Source organism: Altererythrobacter sp. H2, from assembly GCF_035319885.1.
Classification (GTDB): Bacteria; Pseudomonadota; Alphaproteobacteria; order Sphingomonadales; family Sphingomonadaceae; genus 34-65-8.
In genome coordinates, this window is record NZ_CP141285.1 from 2,694,700 (window position 1) to 2,713,556 (window position 18,857).

14 protein-coding genes, 1 tRNA gene and 1 pseudogene are annotated in these 18,857 nt (G+C 62.7%); 10 read left to right on the plus strand and 6 right to left on the minus strand.

All coding sequences use genetic code 11. The annotated features are described in order from the left end of the window. Window positions 1–81: 81 nt before the first annotated feature. Window positions 82–1,671 carry an FMN-binding glutamate synthase family protein gene (locus U4960_RS13345; protein WP_324261124.1) on the minus strand — a complete coding sequence of 530 codons (1,590 nt, stop codon included), beginning with the start codon at window positions 1,669–1,671 and terminating at the stop codon, window positions 82–84. A gap of 128 nt (window positions 1,672–1,799) precedes the next feature. Between U4960_RS13345 and gdhA the strand changes: the two are divergent. From gdhA to U4960_RS13370, 5 genes and pseudogenes are all read left to right on the plus strand, one after another. Continuing rightward, a pseudogene (gene gdhA / locus U4960_RS13350) lies at window positions 1,800–3,017 on the plus strand (NADP-specific glutamate dehydrogenase); the annotation flags it as partial. A 13-nt stretch (window positions 3,018–3,030) separates the two neighbouring features. Next, window positions 3,031–3,999, plus strand: a complete 969-nt coding sequence (locus U4960_RS13355; protein WP_324261125.1) for a class I SAM-dependent DNA methyltransferase — start codon at window positions 3,031–3,033, stop codon at window positions 3,997–3,999. Then, window positions 3,992–5,014: a virulence RhuM family protein gene (locus U4960_RS13360; protein ID WP_324261126.1), complete on the plus strand. Its 1,023-nt coding sequence runs from the start codon at window positions 3,992–3,994 to the stop codon at window positions 5,012–5,014. Before U4960_RS13355 ends, U4960_RS13360 begins: the two co-directional genes overlap by 8 nt. After that, window positions 5,001–6,230, plus strand: coding sequence for a restriction endonuclease subunit S (locus tag U4960_RS13365; protein WP_324261127.1), 1,230 nt, complete (start codon window positions 5,001–5,003; stop codon window positions 6,228–6,230). Before U4960_RS13360 ends, U4960_RS13365 begins: the two co-directional genes overlap by 14 nt. Continuing rightward, entirely contained in the window at window positions 6,227–7,306 is a 1,080-nt protein-coding gene (locus U4960_RS13370; protein ID WP_324261128.1) for a type I restriction endonuclease, read from the plus strand. The genes U4960_RS13365 and U4960_RS13370 overlap by 4 nt, the downstream gene beginning before the upstream one ends. 69 nt (window positions 7,307–7,375) lie before the next feature. On the opposite strand, the gene U4960_RS13375 is transcribed toward U4960_RS13370, so the two are convergent. The 3 genes from U4960_RS13375 to U4960_RS13385 form a co-directional block, all read right to left on the minus strand. Then, entirely contained in the window at window positions 7,376–7,741 is a 366-nt protein-coding gene (locus U4960_RS13375; RefSeq protein ID WP_324261129.1) for a hypothetical protein, read from the minus strand. 192 nt (window positions 7,742–7,933) lie between these two features. Then, complete coding sequence (locus U4960_RS13380) at window positions 7,934–11,125, minus strand: toprim domain-containing protein (protein ID WP_324261130.1); 3,192 nt, start codon at window positions 11,123–11,125, stop codon at window positions 7,934–7,936. Window positions 11,126–11,342: 217 nt separating this feature from the next. Continuing rightward, window positions 11,343–12,032, minus strand: a complete 690-nt coding sequence (locus tag U4960_RS13385; RefSeq protein ID WP_324261131.1) for a hypothetical protein — start codon at window positions 12,030–12,032, stop codon at window positions 11,343–11,345. Window positions 12,033–12,471: 439 nt separating this feature from the next. On the opposite strand from U4960_RS13385, the gene U4960_RS13390 reads away from it, so the two are divergent. The 3 genes from U4960_RS13390 to U4960_RS13400 are packed head-to-tail and all read left to right on the plus strand — an operon-like array spanning window position 12,472 to window position 14,611. Then, entirely contained in the window at window positions 12,472–12,924 is a 453-nt protein-coding gene (locus U4960_RS13390) for a DUF2924 domain-containing protein (RefSeq protein ID WP_324261132.1), read from the plus strand. Then, entirely contained in the window at window positions 12,921–14,216 is a 1,296-nt protein-coding gene (locus U4960_RS13395) for a recombinase family protein (protein WP_324261133.1), read from the plus strand. Before U4960_RS13390 ends, U4960_RS13395 begins: the two co-directional genes overlap by 4 nt. Next, window positions 14,213–14,611 (plus strand): hypothetical protein, encoded by a 399-nt coding sequence (locus U4960_RS13400; RefSeq protein ID WP_324261134.1) that lies wholly within the window; start codon window positions 14,213–14,215, stop codon window positions 14,609–14,611. Before U4960_RS13395 ends, U4960_RS13400 begins: the two co-directional genes overlap by 4 nt. Before the next feature lie 233 nt (window positions 14,612–14,844). Here U4960_RS13400 and U4960_RS13405 read toward each other — a convergent pair. Beyond that, a tRNA-Ser gene (locus U4960_RS13405) sits at window positions 14,845–14,935 on the minus strand. 106 nt (window positions 14,936–15,041) lie between these two features. Here U4960_RS13405 and U4960_RS13410 point away from each other — a divergent pair. Both U4960_RS13410 and U4960_RS13415 read left to right on the plus strand, forming a co-directional pair. Beyond that, a complete protein-coding gene (locus U4960_RS13410; protein WP_324261135.1) occupies window positions 15,042–16,160 on the plus strand; it encodes a peptidylprolyl isomerase in 1,119 nt (372 codons plus the stop codon). 217 nt (window positions 16,161–16,377) lie between these two features. Next, the gene (locus U4960_RS13415; RefSeq protein WP_324261136.1) at window positions 16,378–16,731 is read left to right on the plus strand and encodes a DUF1905 domain-containing protein; all 354 of its coding nucleotides are present in this window, start codon (window positions 16,378–16,380) and stop codon (window positions 16,729–16,731) included. Here U4960_RS13415 and U4960_RS13420 read toward each other — a convergent pair. After that, entirely contained in the window at window positions 16,728–18,818 is a 2,091-nt protein-coding gene (locus tag U4960_RS13420; RefSeq protein ID WP_324261137.1) for a RelA/SpoT family protein, read from the minus strand. The genes U4960_RS13415 and U4960_RS13420 overlap by 4 nt on opposite strands. Window positions 18,819–18,857: the final 39 nt, after the last annotated feature.

Genomic DNA, 18,857 nt, shown 5'->3' on the forward strand with positions numbered 1-18,857 from the left:
TCGGCCAGCTTGATTTGACATACGTGCACCCAGTGGCCGGACTATCAATTATCCAGGCTTCACGCTGCGCCGGAAAAGATGTCACAACAACTCGAAGCTGTCGGCACGAGCTATGTCCCACACGTTCTTGTAGAAACTGGAGTGACAGCTTCCGCTTAGCAATTCTCCTTCGGCCAGGAAGGTATGAAGTTGCGAAAACAGGCGGACCTCGGTCTGACTGACCCGGCGCACCAAGTGATGCGGACCGATCTGGCTGGGATGATCGAGGCCTGCGGCGGCCAGCATTTCCGCCAGCGCATGAAGCGTATTCCTGTGAAAATTAAACACGCGTTCGGCCTTTTCGGGCACCACCAGGGCGCGCTGGAGCAGCGGATCCTGCGTCGCGACGCCGACGGGACAACGGTTGGTATTGCAGGACAGCGATTGAATGCACCCCAGAGCGAACATGAACCCTCGCGCGGCATTCACCCAGTCGGCTCCCAGGGCGCGCGTCGCAGCGATGTCGAAGGCGCTGACTATCTTTCCCGCAGCGCCGATCCTGATCCTGTCGCGCAGGCCCGTGCCGACCAAGGTGTTGTGCACAAAGAGCAGGCCTTCCCGCATGGGCATGCCGAGATGATCTGAAAACTCGAGAGGCGACGCGCCTGTCCCGCCCTCTGCACCATCGACCACGACGAAATCAGGCAGGATGCCTGTGTCCATCATGGCCTTGACCATACCCATGAATTCCCACGGCTGGCCAATGCACAGCTTGAACCCGACAGGCTTGCCGCCGGAAAGCTGCCTGAGCTCCGCGATGAAGGCCATCAACTCGTTCGGCGTGGAAAAGGCACTGTGCCGGGCAGGAGAAACGCAGTCCTGGCCCATTGGCACACCGCGGGTCTGGGCGATTTCTTCGGTGATCTTGCTCGCCGGCAGAATTCCGCCGTGGCCAGGTTTGGCGCCCTGGCTGAGCTTGATCTCGATCATCCTGACCTGTGGATCCGTGGCTTTCTCCTCAAAGGCTCGTGGGTCAAAACCACCATCGGCGCTCCTGCATCCGAAATACCCGCTGCCGATTTCCCAGATCAGATCGCCGCCATGGTGCCTGTGGTGCGGACTGATACTCCCCTCGCCGGTGTCATGGGCAAAGCTTCCCAGCTTTGCGCCCTGGTTCAGTGCAAGAATGGCGTTGGCACTCAGCGATCCGAAGCTCATCGCCGAGATGTTCAGGATGGATGCTCGGTAGGGTTGCCTGCAATCGCCGCAGCCAATGTCGACGCGGAACGTGGCGGGATCACCGGGGGGAACCGGGCGGTTCGAATGCCCGATAAATTCATAGCCGCTTTCATAAACATCGAGTTGGGTGCCAAACGCGCGCTCGCTGCTTTCGTTCTTTGACCGCGCGTAGACCAATGACCGCTGGCTCCGGGAAAACGGCAGCTGCTCATGGTCATCCTCGATCAGATACTGGCGTATCTCCGGACGAATATCCTCGAAAAACCAGCGCATACGACCAATGATCGGGTAATTGCGCCGGATCGAATGGACCGGCTGCGCGAGGTCAAACAGGCCGATCAGCGCCAAGACCCCCGAAATTGCGAAAACGGAGACGGCCCAAGCCGCAGGGAGAAAAGCACCAGAGACAACAGCCGCAAGAAGGGCGCAGCCAAAGACCGAGAAACGTTTCAAGAACAATGCAAAGCTCCGTCAGCACGACCACAATTGCCAGCACGGTAGCACGTCTATCGAAAAGTCGGTCACTCTCGCTTATGCACGCAAGCAGTAGCCCACCCCAGCGTCGGACCCAGGAAATTTCAATGACCAAGATTGATGAAAAGCTTGAACCCATCCTCGCTGAGGTGCTGCGCCGCAATGCCGGCGAAACCGAGTTTCACCAAGCCGTCATCGAGGTGCTGGAAAGTCTCGGGCGCGTGATCGCCAAGAAGCCCTATTATGCCGATCATGCCCTGATAGAGCGTCTGTGCGAGCCTGAACGTCAGATCATTTTCCGCGTGCCATGGGTTGACGATCAGGGCCAGGTGCAGATCAATCGTGGCTTTCGCGTCCAATTCAACTCCGCGCTCGGCCCCTACAAGGGTGGCCTGCGGTTCCACCCTTCGGTCAACCTCGGGATCATCAAGTTCCTTGGGTTCGAGCAGATCTTCAAGAATGCGCTTACAGGACTGCCGATTGGTGGTGGCAAGGGCGGCTCGGATTTTAATCCGCGTGGACGCTCCGATGGCGAGGTCATGCGTTTTTGCCAGTCATTCATGACTGAATTGCAACGACATCTGGGCGAATACACCGATGTGCCTGCTGGCGACATAGGCGTTGGCGGGCGCGAGATCGGTTACCTCTTTGGCCAGTTCAAGCGCCTGACCAATCGGTACGAAGCCGGGGTGCTGACCGGCAAGGGGCTGGTCTACGGCGGCTCGCGTGCCCGCACCGAAGCCACGGGGTTCGGCGCGACCTATTTCGTCTCAAGCATGCTTGCCACCAAGGGCATGGATTTCGACGGCCGCAAATGCGTGGTGTCGGGTTCCGGCAACGTGGCGATCTACACGATTGAAAAGATCCGGCAGTTCGGCGGCATTGTCATCGCCTGCTCGGACTCCAATGGCTACATTGTCGATGAAAATGGCATCGATCTCGATCTGGTCAAAGATATCAAGGAGATTCGCCGCGAACGGATCTCGCAATATGCGCGCAGGAAAGGCAACGGCACCCATTACATTGAGGGCGGTTCGATCTGGGATGTTCCGTGCGATGTTGCCATGCCATCGGCCACGCAGAACGAGTTGACCGGCAAGGATGCACGCACACTGGTCAAGAACGGGGTGGTGGCTGTGGGCGAAGGGGCGAACATGCCATCTACGCCAGATGCCGTCCGCGTCTTCCAGGGCGCGGGAGTGCTGTTTGGGCCGGGCAAGGCGGCCAATGCTGGCGGAGTTGCGACTTCAGCCCTGGAAATGCAGCAGAATGCCTCGCGCGATAGCTGGAGCTTCGAGAAAACCGAGGAACGCCTCGCCGCCATCATGCGTAACATTCATGATACCTGTGCCGAGACCGCCGAGGAATACGGCGCCCCTGGCTGGCGCGAAGCCGGGGGACACGATCTGCGACCCTGCCTGCGGTTCCGGCTCGCTGCTGGTTCAGGCCGCGCAGGAAGTGGGATCGGACAACTTCGCCCTGTTCGGGCAGGAAGTGAACGGCGCGACATGGGCGCTGGCCCGCATGAACATGTTCCTGCACGCGAAGGATGCTGCGCGCATCGAATGGTGCGACACGCTCAACAGCCCGGCCCTGGTCGAGGGCGATCATCTCATGAAGTTCGACGTCGTCGTCGCCAACCCGCCGTTCAGTCTCGACAAGTGGGGCGCGGAGCATGCCGACAGCGACCAGTTCAACCGCTATTGGCGCGGCATCCCGCCCAAGTCGAAGGGCGATTACGCCTTCATCACGCACATGATCGAGATCGCCAAGCGGCAGAGCGGGCGCGTCGCGGTGATCGTTCCACACGGCGTGCTCTTCCGCGGCGGGGCCGAAGGGCGGATCCGCCAGGCCCTGATCGAGGAAAACCTGCTCGATGCCGTGATCGGCCTTCCCGCCAACCTGTTCACGACCACCGGCATTCCGGTTGCCATCCTGATCTTTGACCGGTCGCGCGAGCAAGGCGGGGCGAACGAGGCGCGCAAGGACGTGCTGTTCATCGATGCATCCAAGGAATTCACGCCGGGCAAGACCCAGAACGTGATGAACGAGGACCACATCGCGAAGGTTCTGGAAACCTACCGCAACCGGACGGAAATCGAGAAGTACTCCCATCTCGCCACCCCAGCGGAGGTTGCCGAGAACGACTTCAACCTCAACATCCCGCGCTATGTCGACACCTTCGAGGCGGAGGAGGAAATCGACGTTGCCGCCCTGCAGCAGGACATCAACCGCATCGAGGCCGAACTGGTCGAAGTCCGTGCGAAGATGGCCGGCTATCTGAAGGAGCTTGGCGTCAATGTCTGAAGGCGACCTGATCCTTTACAGCACCGAGGACGGCGCTGCGACCATTGGACTACGGGCAGTCGGCGGCACAGTCTGGCTGACGCAGCTTGAGATGGCGGAACTGTTCGACACCACGAAACAGAATGTCAGCCTGCACCTGAACAACATTCTGGCCGAAGGGGAACTGGTGGCAGAGTCAGTTGTCAAGGAATCCTTGACGACTGCTGCGGATGGCAAGTCCTACCGCACCAAGGTCTATAACCTCGATGCCATCCTGTCGGTTGGCTACCGCGTGCGTTCGCCGCGCGGCACTCAGTTCCGCCGGTGGGCGACGACTGTCCTGCGGGAATACCTGATCAAGGGCTTCGTCATGGACGATGCCCGCCTGAAAGATTCCGCTTACGACTATTTCGACGAGCTGCTGGAACGCATTCGCGATATCCGGGCGTCGGAAGCGCGGTTTTACCAGAAGATCCGCGATATCCTGGCGCTGAGCGAGGATTACGATCCCAAATCGGGCGCCGCGCAGGAATTTTACGCGACAATCCAGAACAAGATGCTGTTCGCGGTTGCCGGCGGCACCGCGGCCGAACTGATCAAGTCGCGCGCCAATCCCGCTGCGCCCAACATGGGGCTGACGACATGGAAGGGCGCTGTCGTGCGCAAGGGCGATGTAACCACCGCCAAGAACTATCTGGGTGAAGCGGAAATCAAGGAACTCAACCTGATCGTGACCATGTTCCTTGATACGGCGGAACTGCGCGCCAGCCGGCGGCAGACGATGCGGCTGGCAGAATGGGAAGGCGTGCTCGACACCTTCATCACGTCCAACGAACTGCCGCTGCTGCGCAATGCCGGCAGTATCTCAGCCAAGAAGGCCGAGCAGATTGCCCATGCGCGCTATGCGGAATTCGAGGGCAAGCGCCGGGAAGCCGAGCGGCTCGCGGCACAGCAGACGGATGATCTGGCGGAGCTGGAGCGGATTGCGAAGGCCTCCAAGGGCGGGAAGAAGGGAGGCGACGATGCGCGAGATTGAGTTTCAAGCCGCCGATTGGGCAGAAGTCGCTCTTGGAGATATTTGCACGTTCCGTGGCGGAAGCGGATTCAAGGAAGAATACCAAGGCAGTGACTTTGGCGAATACCCTTTCATTAAAGTCAGCGACATGACGCTTCCTGGGAATGGAAAGTACGTCACGACCTCAAATAACTGGGTTTCATCGGCGATTTTGAAGAAGCTTCGAGCAAATCTTCAGCCCGAAGGCGCCACGGTTTTCGCGAAAGTCGGTGCTGCGCTGAAGCTGAATCGACGCCGTTTGCTCTCAAGGCCGACTGCTATCGATAATAATATGATGGCAGCGATTCCAGATGAAAGCCGTCTGGACTCCGAATTCTTGTACTATTTCATGCTGGTTCAGGATTTGGGGCGGTTCAGTCAAGAAAGTGCAGTGCCCTCGGTAAACCAAGGGCACCTATCATCGATCGAAATTGGGCTCCCCCCTCTCCCTGAACAGCGCAAGATCGCTGCAATCCTGCGCACATGGGACTTGGGGCTGGAGAAGCTGGAAGCGCTGCGGGCGGCGAACTTGCGTCGTCGGATCTGGATGCGTTCGCACCTGTTCACTGGGCGAGCACGGCTGCCCGGCTTTTCCGGCGAATGGCGCGAAGTTGCATTGGGCGAGGTGCTGACCGAGCACGGGCTGCAAGGCACCGGAGCGGAAGAAGTCTTCTCGGTCTCGGTCCACAAGGGGCTGGTCAACCAGATCGAGCATCTGGGCCGCTCCTTTGCTGCCGCCGAAACCGGGCACTACAATCGCGTTCTGCCCGGCGACATCGTCTATACCAAAAGCCCGACGGGCGATTTTCCTCTCGGCATCATCAAGCAGAGCAAGATTTCGCAGGAAGTCATCGTCTCGCCGCTCTACGGGGTATTCACGCCCGCAACTCGCGAACTGGGCGTCATCCTTGATGCGTTGTTTGAATCGCCGCTGGCCGTTCGCAACTACCTGCACCCGCTGGTGCAAAAAGGCGCCAAGAACACGATCGCCATCACCAATCGTAGGTTTCTGGAAGGCCGATTGCGCCTGCCGATGGACCCGGCCGAACAGGCTGTCATCGCTGCGGTTGTTGAAGTCTCTCAGGCAGAACTGAACGCCATTGTCTCGGAAATCGATCTCCTCATCCGCCAGAAGCGCGGCCTGATGCAGAAGCTGCTGACGGGCGAATGGCGCGTGCAGGTGGAGGAGGCCGCATGAGCTTCAACGCCGCCGAGAAATTCCAGTCGCAGATCCCCGCGCTGCAAATGCTGGTGGCGCTGGGCTTCCAGCCGCTGAGCCAGGCAGAGGCCCTGCGCCTGCGCGGGGCACGGCTGCGCAATGTCGTGCTCGACGATATCCTCGTCGAAAACCTGATGCGCATCAACCGCTTCACCCACAAGGGGCGTGAATACCCCTTCGATCTGGAAGATGCGCACGAGGCGATGCGCAAGCTGAAGCCAACGCCGGACAGGCTAAAGGGCCTGCGCGGCACCAACCAGGATATCTACGATACGCTGGTGCTCGGCACGACGATCACCAAGACCATCGACGGGGATAGCAAGAGCTATTCGTTCCGCTTCATCGACTGGGAAACGCCCACCAACAACGCCTTCCACGTGACGGCCGAATTCTCGGTCGAACGGACAGGCAGCACCCAGACGAAGCGCTGCGACATCGTGGCCTTCGTGAACGGCATCCCGGTGCTGGTGATCGAAAACAAGCGCCCGACGGAAAGCCTGAAAAAGGCCGGCAGCCAGCTGATCGGCTATCAGAGCGAAGACCGTATCCCGCAGCTGTTCCACTTCGCCCAGCTGCTCCTGACGACGAACAGGGTTGAAGCGCGCTATGCCACAGTGGGCACGCCGCAGAAGTTCTGGGGCACCTGGCGGGATGAGGAAGACACGGACGAAGCAATCGCACCGTTTGCCAACCGAGCGCTGACCGCTGCGGAGAAAGACGCGATCTTTTCCGGCGATTTTGCCGATGCGCGCCGGTATTTCGATGCAATGGCGGCCGAAGGGCCGCGCGCCATCTCACCCCAGGACCGCACTATCTTCGCCCTGTGCCGGCCCGAACGGCTGCTCGACCTGATCCGCCGCTTCACCGTGTTTGACGGGGGCGTGCGCAAGGTGGCGCGCCACCAGCAGTTCTTCGGCATCCGCAAGGCAGTGGAACGGGTCAAGCAGGTCGATGATGGCACCGGCGCCCGCAAGGGCGGCGTGATCTGGCACACGCAGAAGCAGTGCGGGAATGATGATCGGCAGGAAGTTGCGCAATGTTGGATCCCCGACTGATGGCAGGCATGCAGGGTATACCATCGCTTTTTTATCGCGAAGAGTATCCGGGATCCAAGCTCAGCGCCGTCAGTCGGCCTGTTCGGCCTCGATTGCGAAGTGGGTCACGAAGCCAGTCAGGTAGGGCAGGCCCTTGGGGATGCCGGTTTCGCGCGATGTGGTGCGGCTGATGGTCCAGCCCATCCAGCGGGTGATGGCAGCGTTGATCGCCGCCTCGAGGACGAGGCCGGCGTGGATCCCGTTGTGCACGTCGTCGGCGAAGTGGCGGCCGTGCCTGCTGTCGAGAAAGTCCCGAACCCCTTCGGCGGTGGCGCCGGTGACCTTGGCAACCGCCGGAAAGGCAATACCCCACGCTGCGTCCGCGTCCGTGAACCCGGCGGTGGCGCCATAAAAGCCCCAGGATTCGTTGCGGGTCGGGAGGATCGAGGCGGTCATTTCAGTCTCCGTGCTTTGCGGAAATCAGTAATGCTCTGTTCGCAGGCACTATCCACTCAAATCAGCGGACTTCTGCCATTTTTCCGCTTTGACCCCCGGTCGCTAACTCGCGGGTGTGAAAACTTTGGATCGGGGGCGGTTACCGCTTTGCAGGTTGCGAACTATCTCCCTCCCCCCATACCCCCGTGCACGTCATGACGCGGGGCACGCAGCCAGTTCCCGCTCCGTCACCACCTCGCAGCTCGCCAGTTCACCGAGATGCTCGACAAGCCACGATCGCGGGTCGGGTATCAGGTCGAGATCGAAGGTGGCCGTCCGTGACTTCTGTCCGGCACCGGCTGGTCGATAGGTCACCACGGCCGAGGAGTGGGACATTCTGCTATTATAGGAACTTCTATAATAGCAATTTGTCCCACTCCTCTGCCCATCCTTTCTTGCGGCATCGTGGTTCGGCCACAGGTCGGGGAAGCAGCGAGCCCGGTCCGCGGCGTTGTCGAGGATCACGCCGCGCGCGGCCATCATGTCGATGCGGCTGGGGGCTAGGTCGTCCCAGCTGATTACCTCGTCGGCGGTGACCGGCAGCACGATGTCGGTGAGCAGGTCGATCTGGAGCGGATTGTCGGCCGTGCGGTTCACCCCGCGACCACGACCCAGCGCCTGGATCAGTTCGGCCTCGCAGATACTCCAGCGGATGGCCTCGGCGATCGGGTCGGGGTGATACTCGCCGTGAGTGGGATGGGAGCGCCCTTTGGGCCGACGGATGACCCGTTCGGTCGACGGATACCACCAGCTCTCGTGGTCTGCGTCCTCCTTGGGCGGTGTGCCGGTCAGCGCAATCTGCAGCTTCGCGATCACGGACGGAGCCGGCAGCGTACGCCCCATGACGACCATGCCGGCGACATTGCCCCAGCGGTCGAGCCCGCTCAACGCATTGAAGTGGGCGGTCTCCAGATTGGCTGGCAGGTCGCCGGTGGTGAGAGCCGAGACGGCCCGCATCTGTCCGATGACAAGCACCGGCGCTGTCCCACCACCCATCTGCCTGGATCGGACGGCAAGGTAGGTCCGCAAGGCGCGCAGGTTATTCGCCGATGTGGTGTGCTGTCGGTCTTTCGCGTGTGGCCCCGGCACCAGCGCCTTGCTGCTCACGGGCGCACCCAGCACCTGGCGGATCCGGACATGTGGTGTTTTCGCGCTCACGGCGGGCGCCACGGCAATGCCCGGCAGAAAGGGCGTCACCAGCTCCTGCCGCATGGTCGCATCGATGTGCAGGACCGGCACCTTTTCGACCCAGCCGGTGCGGATCGATGACCGCCAAAGCAGGTCCAGCGACCTGACCGTTCCGTTCGAAGTATGCATCCTTCCAACCTGCACGCCCCAGGCGTCATGACCTGCGTCCAGCGCCTGGGCGAGGATCGACCACATCGCCGCGGCCCGTCCGGGCGGGGTCCAGGCAGTGCTACGGCGCGGCATCACCGCGCTCAATCGCTTGGCTCGTTCTTCGGTGGACATGCCCGGCAGGATGTCCGGATCCCGCAGCCTGCCGCGCTCGAGCTTTGCCGCGTCCCGGCAGATGGCAGGGGTCAGCCTGGCCGCCCGCAAGTCTGCGAGGCGCAGGGGGCCTTCCCGGGTTCGCTCCAGCACTTTCCAGAGCTTCAGCCGGTGTTCGATCAGGAACTGGGTCTCGGGATAGTCATAGGCATTCCTGTAATCGTAGCAGCGCAGATCCGCGTCGTAAGGATCGAGGCTGTCGATGGTAATCTGGACCGGACTGTCCGTACCACGCAGGCCCGACTGCCAGAACCCTTCGTCGATCACCAGCAGGGCCGGCCGGCCGATGACCTTGGGCATGGCGTGGAACAGGCTGTCATGGGCGCAGATGATGACCTGCGCGGACTTGGCGAGCCGCTTCTGGCGCTGGTAGCCACAGACCTCGTAATGGGGGCACAGGTACGTCTGGCCGTCGCGCTTGACCCGGCACACGGCCTGCTCGACCGAGAGTTCGGCCGCGAGCGCGTCTGCCTGCGCGTCAGGATCGAGACACATCCGCTGGTCGGGCTTGTCCGGCGTAGGGTCAGGCGCCGTGCGCCCCTTCCAGAGCACCGCAGCAATGCCGGCGGCCGCAAAGGCCTCGACCTGCTCTTCGCCGAGATCATGGCGCGGCACCGCAAACACCACCTTGCGGCCGCTGAGCCTGCCCGCTGCCAAGGCCGCGATGATCTGCTCGCGCACCTGGCTGGTCTTGCCGAGCCCGACATCGACGGGCAGTCCCAGCATTGGCACGGGGGTGGTGTCGGTGCTTCCGGTATCATCCGGTTCGGCCAACATCTGCTCATGGTACGCAACCGTCGCATCCATGAATCCGCTGATCTGGCCAGCAAGTTCAGCCCGGGCCTCTGCGACATCATGGCGGGGCTCGGGATAGGTCGGTTCCCTGGCCGCCACCCAGCGGGCCGAGGCGATACAGTCCCGCAGGGCTTGCTGCCCCATCGCCTGCACCAGGTCATTGGCGTCGCCAGCGATCGGCGGGATGGCCAGCCGCGCATCATTGTCACGCGCTGCCTGGGTCGCTGCGGTCACGCCCGGGTTGTCGGTCCGCCCCGGCTTGTCGTCGTTGTCCGCAACGACGGTGAGATCGATTGCGGGATGGCACTGGCGCAGGACCCGGGCGACCCGCTGCAGGTTACCGGCATCGAACGCGACGATCACGGTCTCGCCGACCGCCTCGTGGATACTGGCCCCGGTCGCCCAGCCTTCGCAGACCAGCAGGTGCGGTGTGTTCTCATCCCAGTCACCGATCACCGCGAAGTGGTCGGCCTTGGCGCCGCCGGCGAGGAACCGTTTATTGCCTTGCGCGTCGATGCGCTGGACCGTGTGCAGGGCGCCGTCGATATCGCGCAGGCCAATGACCAGCCGCCTGTCGGCATCGACTAGCAGGCCGTGCGGCTGGATGCCCTTGGCCTGGAGATAGGCGTGCGTGGACGGAGCGGGCGCCGCGCTGGCCAGGATCCGCTGTGCTTCATCGCGCGCCTTGGCGGCGAGATCGGCCTGTTGAGGTTCAAAGGTCCGAGGTTGCGGCCGGAAAGTGGAGCTTGGAGTTGCCGTGCCCGACAGGGTGATCCCGGTTCGCTCGGTCACCCAGGCCCGGGCCCGGTCGCTGTCGCAACCGAGTTCCTGGGCAACCAGGGCCACGAACCCGCCGCCGTGCCCTGCCTCGTGGTCGAACCATTGCCCGGCCTTGGTCCGGTCCACGCGGACCGCGAGGCTGCCCTTGCGCCGATAGCGCCATTCAGTGCCCGACTTGCCCGACGGCTTGCCCAACAGCTCGTAGAGGAGCTGGGGCAGCCGATCGGCCAGGGCAGCGTGGAAGTCGGCGGTGCGGCTCACGCGAGGCAGTGCTTCCCGGGGCGCAGGCCCACGCGGTCGTGCCCGTTCGCCAGAACAGGCAGGAATGCATCAGGAAAGGTTGCGTGAACCACGCGTTGCGTGCCCTCGAAGTGTCAGAGGGCACGACAAACATCATCAATTGTTGGCCGCCGAAACGTGCCAAGCGGTCAGCGTTCGGGACCGGTTTCGGAGTGTTGAAGGGGTGAAGGGTTCAACCCTACCAGGACCGCTTGCCGCCCCCGCGCTGGGATGCTGGCAGCCGCATGATCGTGGCCATGGCCTTGGCCAGGTTGTCGGATACCGGCTCGCCTTCTACATGCTGCTCCTTGAACCAGTCGACCAGGCACTCCTTCTTCGACTGCTCGTTTTCCGTGATCTGGAACTCGGCAATCGCGGCCCTGATCAGCTCGAGGTAGGGCGTGGTGTAATCGCTGGGCTCGACCTGCTTTGGCGGCGGCAGCGTCCAAATGGACTCGACCATGAACCGCGGCACCTGGATATCTATGTATTCGCCGTCAGACATCTCCAACCGTTCAGGTAGTCCACCGTCCTCATTATGCAGCAGGCCGCTGATCCAGTGTTCGGGCGGGATCCAGACAAGATGACTCGAATGGAAAATCCATTCGCGGGCATCATAATTGGGGAACGCCGGATTGCGGTGCTGCGACAGGCGGGCCTGGGCATGTAGGCTACCCTGCCGCAAAGCCTGCCACAGCTGGCGCGAGGCGTTGAGGTTGATACTTTCCCAGATTGACCTGCCGGCAACCGCGGGCAGCAGAACCTTCCTGACATCCAGTTCGACCTTCTGCCCGGTGACTGCCTCATGCCGTGCGCGGCAGATCCTGGCGATATGTCTGTAGGCCTGGTCAAGCGACCAGACGTCGCGGTTGAGCGTATCGATGGACATTGATGTTCCGAATCATGAGCGGGCGAGATTGGAACATAAATAGAACAGTTGAACCCATCAAGAGCACTGCGGTGCAATGGGTTGAACCGTTCAACCCTCGTACGGGATGACGATGGCAGCGGGGCAAAGCCCCTTCGAAGGTAGATCGGGCAGGACCGAACCGCGAAACTGCGCCCATGATCAATGCCCATTCCCTCCAGCCGGCCGGCGCCTCCGCCCACCCGGACGATCGGCGTCGCGCCGTACGCCCGAATGCCCTCCAACCCTCCTGCATGACTCCAGCCGAACGCCGCGCCGAACTGTGCACGATCCTGGGTGTCGGCCTCGTCCGGCTGCGCCGCCGCGGAAGCAGTGAACTATCTGCGGGCATTGGAGAATTTACGCTACACAACGCCCTAGAACAGAGCGGTAGTGCGGATCCAACTCACTGGAGAACCGCATGACCAGGACCGATCCTATCCCCGCCCGCATTGCCGCCTTGAAGACCGCCTCGACGGCTGAACTGAAGAAGCAGTGGCGCGCCCTGTTCAACACCGAACCGCCCGCGTTTAATCGCCGCTTCCTCGAGACGCGCCTCGCCTATCGCATCCAGGAACTGACCTACGGCGGACTCAAGCCCGACACGGTCAAACGGCTGGAAGCGCTGGGTGAACAGTTCGACGGCGGCAGTCCCATGACCCGCCGGATCCGGACGGACCTCAAGCCGATCACCGGAACCCGGCTGATCCGGGAATGGCAGGGCGTCGAGCATGTCGTGACCGTGACCCGCGACGGCTACGAGTGGCAGGGCCGGCCCTACAAGTCGCTGTCGTCGGTGGCCCGGGGCATCACCGGCACGCGCTGGAGTGGCTGGGTCTTCTTCGGCCTCAAGAACCACCGGAGGGCAGCATGAACAAGCCTATCCCCCGCAAGCTGCGCTGCGCGGTCTATACGCGCAAATCCTCGGAAGAAGGGCTCGAGCAGGAGTTCAACTCGCTGCATGCGCAGCGTGAGGCCTGCGAAGCCTATATCGCCAGCCAGCGCTCCGAAGGCTGGGTGCTGGTACGCGACCAGTACGATGACGGCGGTGTCTCGGGCGGCACGCTGGAGCGACCGGCCCTGCAGCGCTTGCTGGTCGACATCGAGGACGGGCTGGTCGATGTCGTGGTGGTCTACAAGATCGATCGGCTGTCCCGTTCGCTGATGGATTTCTCGAAGCTGGTCGAGGTGTTCGATCGCAACGACGTGACCTTCGTCTCGGTCACCCAGTCGTTCAACACCACGACGTCCATGGGGCGGCTGACCCTCAACGTCCTGCTGTCGTTCGCCCAGTTCGAGCGCGAGGTGACGGCCGAGCGGATCCGCGACAAGTTCAAGGCCAGCCGCATGAAAGGCATGTGGATGGGCGGGAGCCCGCCGCTGGGCTACGACGTGCAGGCCCGCAAGTTGGTCATCAACCCGGTCGAGGCCGAGCATGTGCGCTGGATCTTCACGCGGTTTGCGGAATGCGGATCGGGCACGGTCATGGTGAAGGAACTCAAGGAGCGGGGGATCGCCACCAAGAAAGGCAAGCCGATTACCAAGGGGTTCCTGCACCGCCTGCTCAAGAACCGCGTCTACATCGGCGAGGCCGTGCACAAGGGGGCCAGTTATCCTGGCGAGCATGAACCAATCGTGCCGCTCGACCTGTGGGACAAGGCGCAGGCCATCCAGCAGGTAAACCCGCACCGGCGCGCCGGCTACACCCGTGCCCAGACCCCGGCGCTGCTGAAAGGCCTGCTCTGGGGGCCAGACGGTGCGGCGTTCTCGCCGACGCATACCCGCAAAAAGGACAAGCTTTACCGCTACTACATCAGCCAGAGCGTCCTGCGGCACGGTGCCGGTGCCTGTCCAGTCGGCCGGGTGCCTGCAGCCGAGATCGAAAGCGCAGTGATCGACCAGCTGCGGGCCATCCTGCGCCAGCCGGAAATCATGGCGGGCGCCACCCGGGCCGCGGAGGGCCACCATGCAGCCATCAGCGAGGACGAGGCCCGCGCCGCGCTCACCGCCCTCGATCCACTGTGGGATGAACTGTTTCCGGCCGAGCAGGCGCGCATTGTCCAGCTGCTGGTCGAGCGGGTCGATATTGGCATCGACGGCCTAGACATCCAGATGCGGCTCGACGGGATGGCCAGCCTCGCCAGCGAGATGAGGCAGGCCGCATGACCCAGCCGAACCTTCCCTCCGAAACCGTCACGGTGCGCGTACCGTTCCACATCCGCAAGCGCGGCGGGCGCAAGGAGATGATCCTGCCCGACGATGCCGCCAGCCAGCACCGGCATGTCGACAACACGCTCATCAAGGCGCTCGGCCGGGCATTCCGCTGGAAGCGGCTGCTGGACAGCGGCGAGGTCTCGACCCTCGACGAGCTGGCGAAGCGCGAGAAGATCTCGCCCTCCTATCTCACCCGGGTCCTGCGACTGACCCTGCTGGCGCCCGAGATCATCGAGGCCATCCTCGACGGTCGGCTCGGCCCGCAGGCGACGCTCGCCGCCCTGATGGACCCGTTTCCGCCACTCTGGGCCGACCAGATGTTTGATCCCAGATTCTCTCGGCCTTGATCGGACTCGCGCCCAACCACCAGAAGCCAAGTCGTAAAAACCACATGACTACAGGTAGTTACAATTCTTCACCGAGGGCGGTGGCGGCAAGAGGTGCGGAGAATATCGGGCCTTGGAGAACGCTTCCGGCGACCTGGCACCAAGCAGAGGTCAACAGCCAGTCGCTATAACCCTTGAATACAAGGGGATTTTTCTAGCCCATGCGGGAAAGAGAAGGATTCTCAATAGGATAATGGCGGAGCGGGTGGGATTCGAACCCACGATACGCTTTTGGCGTATACACACTTTCCAGGCGTGCGCCTTCGACCACTCGGCCACCGCTCCTATTCCCCGACGCTCCGGCAGCAACGCGGCGGTGCATCGGGAAGCGGCGCGGATAGCGGGGCAATCGCTCTTTCGCAAGGCGCATTCCGGTGGCAGACTGCAGTGCATGATCCGCACCCTTGCCAGCGCGCTTGCGCTCACCGCCGCCTTCTGGGCTCCCCTCCCCCTCACCGCACAGGACGCCTCGCCCTCAAGTAGCGAAGTGGTAGGGCAAACACGGGCTCCCGCACTGGCCCCTGGCGAAATCATCGCTCAGGCCAGGGCAGAGGAGTGGGTGGCGATCCCGGCAGAAGATCTGCTGGTCATGACCCTCGCCCCCGATACGGACGGCAATCCGCGGCAGGTGGTGATCCAGCTGGTGCCCGCGCCCTTCAGTCAGGGCTGGGTCCACAACATCCGCCTGTTCGCGCGCAGCGGCTGGTATGACGGAATTTCGGTCAACCGGGTGCAGGACAATTACGTCACCCAGTGGGGCGATCCCAATTACGACAATCCCGAAGCGACGGGGGAGGCGAAGAAGCTGCCCGAGGGGCTGAAGGTGATGGGCGAGGCAGAGTATACCGCCAGCCTTGACGAATGGCAGAACCGCAATGCCGAACGCAACAGGGCACGACAGGACAAGGAAGCGGCGGGTCTCGTGCTGCGGCCCGCAGAAACAGCCCCCTACCCCGCGTGGCTCAGCACCGATGCCTACGCCAACAACGTGAATTTTTATGACGGCTGGCCGGTCGCCACTGTGTGGAGGGACAGCTTTCCGCAGCAGTGGTGGCCCGTCCACTGCTACGGCATGGTCGGCGTGGGGCGGAACTATTCGCCGGATACCGGCTCAGGCGCGGAGCTCTACACCGTAATCGGCCATGCGCCGCGCCACCTCGATCGCAACATTGCGCTGGTCGGGCGGGTGATCGAGGGGATGGAGCACCTCTCCTCGCTCCCGCGCGGCAAGGGCGAGCTGGGGTTCTATGCCGAGGATGAATTCGACAAGCGCACCCCGATCCTGACCGTGCGCGTGGCGAGCGACCACGCGGCTACGGACACGGCCTCAAGCAGCGAAGCGGTAGGCCAGCAAACACGCCCAAGGTTCGAATATCTCTCCACCGAGGGCGAGACATTTGCCCGCTATGCCGAGGCCCGTGCCAACCGGCGCGATCCGTTCTTCATCGCGCCCGCCGGGGGAGCCGACATCTGCAACATCCCGGTGCCGGTGCGCCGGGTTGCGGAGTGATATTTGGTTCACGCAGAGGCGCAGAGAAGACAGGGAGACGCGGAGAAGAAGTATGCGACGAAGCCGCAGTATGGTTCACACGAAGCCACGAAGAATGCAGTACGGATGCCAACCAGCCTGCCCTCTTCGTGGCTTCGTGTGAGAAAAATGCCGCTGTGCGGCGGGCCCAATCCCTCAGCGTCTCCCTGTCTTCTCTGCGTCTCTGCGTGAAACCCGAATGAGCGACACCCTCTCCCTCACTGCCAACCTCACCCGCTGGCAGGGTGAGCGCGGCACCTATCACCTGATCGTCATCACCGGAGCCCCGGCCGAGGCGCTGGCGATGCACGCGCGGCTGCAGAGGCTCGAATACGGGCGCCAGCGCGGGTTCGGCTCGGTCAAGGTTGTCGCGAAGATCGGCGACACGGCGTGGAACACCTCGGTGTTCCCGCAGAACAAGTCCTCGCGCTCAAGCAGCGAAGCGTTAGCGCATAAAGAGCGTGAATGGGTGCTGCTGCTCAACCGCAAGGTGATGCGGGCTGAGGGGCTGGCGGAAGGGGATCCAGTCAGGCTCGAACTGGGGCTACCCTAGATCCGCTCCGCCTGTGCGATCGCATCGCTGGCGCGCAGGGCGCTGAGGATGCGGGTGAGGTGGGCGAGATCCTGCACTTCCAGATCAACTTCGTAGCCGGAGAAGGGATGCTCTTTCTGCACGTGGAGCAGCGTTTTCACGTTGGCCAGGTTCTGGGCGAAGATGCCGGCCATTTCTGCCAGCGTGCCGGGCCGGTCATAGAGCGTCACCCGCAGCCGCCCGACCGCGCCGATGCTTTGCTTGCCCCAGGAAAGGTCAAGCCAGTCGGCATCGATGCCACTGGCAAGCTCGATGCAGTCGATCGCGTGGACCTCCACCCGCTTGCCCGGCAGGCGCAGTCCGACGATCCTGTCACCCGGAACGGGATGGCAGCACTCGGCCAGCTGGAAACCGACCCCCGGGGTAAGCCCGCGGATCGAAATCACCCGCTCCTGCCGGGACCAGTCAATCGGCACTTCCAGATCCGCAGTGCACCCCGGCACCAGCGCTTCCATTACCGCGCGATCATCGATCCGGCCGGAGCCGATCAGATACATGAGCTCATCCTCGTCCTCGAGATCGAGCCGCTTCACGGCGTCGCGGGTGGCCTTCTTGCCGATCTTGGCCGGAACGCGGGTCACGATCTCGTCGAACAGCATCCGGCCGATGCTGGCGACTTCGTCCCGCTCCTTCAGCCGCACCGCGCGCCGGATCGAGGCGCGCGCCTTGCCGGTGACGACGAAAGCGAGCCAGGAGAGCTGTGGCTCGGGCGACTTGCCTTTGATGATCTCCACCACGTCGCCATTGTTCAGCACGGTGCGCAGCGGCATGTGGCGGCCATTGATCTTGGCGCCGACCGTCTGCGCCCCGAGATCGGTGTGAACGGCAAAGGCAAAGTCGACCGGGGTTGAACCCTTGGGCAGCTGGTGCAGCGCCCCCTTGGGGGTGAAAGCGAAAATCCGATCCTGGTAGATGGCCAGACGCGTATGCTCGAGCAGCTCCTCGGCATCGTGGCTCGCATCGACGATCTCGATCAGGTCCCGCAACCACCCCACCTGCCCGTCCGGCGTGTCGCCCTGCTTGTATGCCCAGTGTGCGGCGAGGCCGAACTCATTGGTCTGGTGCATGTCGCCGGTGCGGATCTGCACCTCGACCCGCATCGAGTTCTCGTAGATCAGCGAGGTGTGGAGCGAGCGATAGCCGTTCGATTTGGGGGTGGAGATGTAGTCCTTGAAGCGCCCGGGAATGAACTGCCAGGTGGAATGCAGCACGCCGAGGGCGCGATAGCAGTCACTGTCGCTCTCGGTGATGACGCGGAACGCGAAGATGTCCGTCACCTGCTCGAACGACACATGCCGCTCGGCCATCTTCTTCCAGATCGAATAGGGGTGCTTTTCGCGCCCCGAGACCTCCACCTTGAGCCCGGCTTCAGCCAGCGCCTGCTTGATCGCCAGGGCGATCGCATCAACTTGCCCGCCATCCTGCTGGCGGATCTGCTCCAACCGCCCGGTGATGGTGCGATAGGCTTCAGGCTCGATCTGCTCGAACGCGAGCAGCTGCATCTCGCGCATGTATTCGTACATGCCCACCCGCTCTGCCAGCGGGGCATAGATATCCATGGTTTCCCGGGCGATGCGCAGGCGCTTTTCCGGCGATTTGATGAAATGCAGCGTGCGCATGTTGTGCAGCCGGTCCCCCAGCTTCACCAGCAGCACGCGGATGTCCTCGCTCATGGCGAGCAGGAACTTGCGCAGGTTCTCGGCGGCCCGCTCGTTGTCAGGCATGGCTTCGATCTTGCTGAGCTTGGTCACGCCGTCGACCAGGCGGGCGACATCGGGGCCGAAATTTTCCTCGATGTCCTCAATCGTTGCAAGCGTGTCCTCCACAGTGTCGTGGAGCAGCGCGGTCATGATGGTTTCCTGGTCCAGCTGCAGGTCAGTCATCAGGCCGGCCACTTCGACCGGATGGCTGAAATACGGGTCGCCGCTGGCCCGCTTCTGGCTGCCGTGCTTTTGCACGGTGTAAACATAGGCACGGTTAAGCGCCGCCACATCGGCGTCAGGGTCATAGCTGATGACCCGCTCTACGAGTTCGTACTGGCGAAGCATGGCCGATTGATGTGCGGTGCCGCGCCAGCCACGGCAAGA

What these genes read in the sequence shown, in the direction of transcription:
- U4960_RS13400 (WP_324261134.1), top strand. Translation starts at nt 14,213, where the DNA reads ATGACCCAGCCGAACCTTCCCTCCGAAACCGTCACGGTGCGCGTACCG.
- U4960_RS13365 (WP_324261127.1), top strand. Translation starts at nt 5,001, where the DNA reads ATGCGCGAGATTGAGTTTCAAGCCGCCGATTGGGCAGAAGTCGCTCTT.
- U4960_RS13370 (WP_324261128.1), top strand. Translation starts at nt 6,227, where the DNA reads ATGAGCTTCAACGCCGCCGAGAAATTCCAGTCGCAGATCCCCGCGCTG.
- U4960_RS13385 (WP_324261131.1), bottom strand. Translation starts at nt 12,032, where the DNA reads ATGTCCATCGATACGCTCAACCGCGACGTCTGGTCGCTTGACCAGGCC.
- U4960_RS13375 (WP_324261129.1), bottom strand. Translation starts at nt 7,741, where the DNA reads ATGACCGCCTCGATCCTCCCGACCCGCAACGAATCCTGGGGCTTTTAT.
- U4960_RS13360 (WP_324261126.1), top strand. Translation starts at nt 3,992, where the DNA reads ATGTCTGAAGGCGACCTGATCCTTTACAGCACCGAGGACGGCGCTGCG.
- U4960_RS13395 (WP_324261133.1), top strand. Translation starts at nt 12,921, where the DNA reads ATGAACAAGCCTATCCCCCGCAAGCTGCGCTGCGCGGTCTATACGCGC.
- U4960_RS13355 (WP_324261125.1), top strand. Translation starts at nt 3,031, where the DNA reads ATGATACCTGTGCCGAGACCGCCGAGGAATACGGCGCCCCTGGCTGGC.
- U4960_RS13420 (WP_324261137.1), bottom strand. Translation starts at nt 18,818, where the DNA reads ATGCTTCGCCAGTACGAACTCGTAGAGCGGGTCATCAGCTATGACCCT.
- U4960_RS13410 (WP_324261135.1), top strand. Translation starts at nt 15,042, where the DNA reads ATGATCCGCACCCTTGCCAGCGCGCTTGCGCTCACCGCCGCCTTCTGG.
- U4960_RS13415 (WP_324261136.1), top strand. Translation starts at nt 16,378, where the DNA reads ATGAGCGACACCCTCTCCCTCACTGCCAACCTCACCCGCTGGCAGGGT.
- U4960_RS13390 (WP_324261132.1), top strand. Translation starts at nt 12,472, where the DNA reads ATGACCAGGACCGATCCTATCCCCGCCCGCATTGCCGCCTTGAAGACC.